General features: G+C 65.9%; 1 protein-coding gene. It reads right to left on the bottom strand.

The genetic code is table 11. The annotated features are described in order from the left end of the window. On the bottom strand, positions 1–1,941 hold a 1,941-nt coding region (gene infB / locus AB4Y86_RS17780), incomplete at both ends, for a translation initiation factor IF-2 (RefSeq protein WP_441403479.1).

The raw sequence follows: 1,941 nt of genomic DNA, 5'->3' as shown, positions 1-1,941 counted from the left end.
GTCCGTGCGGACCTCGGTCGCGTCGTCCTTGAAGCGCTTGAGCGTCTCAACGGTGAGGTTGTCGCCGATGATCTTGCCGTCGCGGCTGATGCGGGCCTTCGTGTTGCGCCGGATAACACCGGAGCGGACGATCGAGCCTGCAATGTTGCCGAACTTGGAGGAACGGAACACCTCGCGGACCTCGGCGGTGCCCAGCTGGACCTCTTCGTACTCCGGCTTGAGCATGCCCTTGAGCGCTGCTTCGATGTCATCGATGGCTGCGTAGATGACGGAGTAGAAGCGCATGTCCACGCCTTCGCGGTCTGCCAGTTCGGCAACACGCTCGGCGGGCTTGACGTTGAAGCCGATGATGACAGCGGAGTCGACCGTGGCCAGGTTGACGTCGTTCTGCGTGATCGCACCAACACCGCGGTGGATAACGCGGAGCTGGACACCCTCGCCGACGTCGATCTTGAGCAGCGCATCTTCGAGGGCTTCAACCGCTCCGGACACGTCACCCTTGAGGATGAGGTTGAGGGTGTCGATCTTGCCTTCGGCGACGGCCTTGTCGAAGTCTTCAAGGCTGATCCGCTTGCGACGCTTGGCCAGCGCGGCGTTGCGGTCGGCAGCTTCACGCTTCTCGGCGATCTGGCGGGCGGTGCGCTCGTCAGCAGTCACGAAGAAGGTGTCACCGGCACGCGGGACGTTGGACAGACCCAGCACCTGCACGGGGCGGGACGGACCTGCCTCGGTCAGCGAGCTGCCGTCGTCGTCGAACATCGCACGGACGCGGCCATGGGCCGTGCCTGCCACGATCGTGTCACCGACGTGCAGGGTGCCGGACTGAACCAGGACGGTCGCAACGGCACCGCGGCCCTTGTCCAGGTTGGCTTCAATCGCGATACCGCGGGCGTCCTTGTTCGGGTTGGCGCGCATGTCCAGGGCAGCGTCTGCGGTGAGCAGGACTGCCTCGAGCAGCTCGTCGATGTTGAGGTTCTGGCGGGCAGAGACCTCTACGAACATGGTGTCGCCACCGTACTCTTCCGGAACCAGTCCGTACTCGGTCAGCTGGCCGCGGACCTTGTCCGGGTTGGCGCCTTCCTTGTCGATCTTGTTCACGGCCACGACGATCGGCACGTTGGCCGCCTGGGCGTGGTTAAGGGCTTCGATGGTCTGCGGCATCACGCCGTCGTCGGCTGCAACGACCAGGATGGCGATGTCGGTAACCTTCGCACCACGGGCACGCATGGCGGTGAACGCTTCGTGGCCCGGGGTATCGATGAAGGTGATCCGGCGATCCGTGCCTTCGTGGTTGTGCGTGACCTGGTAGGCACCGATGTGCTGCGTGATGCCGCCGTGCTCGCCCGCCATAACGTCGGACTTGCGGATGGCATCGAGCAGCCGGGTCTTACCGTGGTCGACGTGGCCCATGACGGTGACAACCGGAGGACGGGCCTCGAGGTCTTCGTCGCCTTCGGCTTCCAGTTCAGCGTCGAAGTCGATGTCGAAGCCGGAGAGCAGCTCGCGCTCCTCATCTTCCGGCGAGACGACCTGGAGCTTGTAGCCAAGCTCCTCACCCAGCAGGGCAAACGTTTCCTCATCCAGCGACTGCGTGGCCGTGGCCATTTCGCCGAGGTGGAAGAGGACGGTCACCAGTGCGGCGGGGTTTGCCTCGATCTTGTCGGCGAAGTCCGTGATGGACGAGCCGCGGCGGAGCCGGACAATGGTGTTGCCGTCGCCGCGGGGTACGCTCACGCCACCCAGCGACGGGGCACTCATCTGCTCGAGTTCCTGGCGCTTGGCACGCTTCGACTTGCGCTGCTTGCCGCGGCCTGCGCCGCCCTTGCCGAAGGCACCCTGGGTGCCGCCGCGACCGCGGCCGCCCTTGCCAAAGCCACCTCCGGCCGGAGCGCCGCCGCCGGCGCCGGGAGCACCGGTGCCGGGAGCGCCGCCCGGGCGACC

Origin of the sequence: Arthrobacter sp. 2YAF22_2 (assembly GCF_052114645.1) — a bacterium.
Taxonomy (GTDB): Bacteria; Actinomycetota; Actinomycetes; order Actinomycetales; family Micrococcaceae; genus Arthrobacter.
Note: the sequence above shows the minus strand (reverse complement) of the source record. Positions and strands in the feature narration are given on the sequence as shown.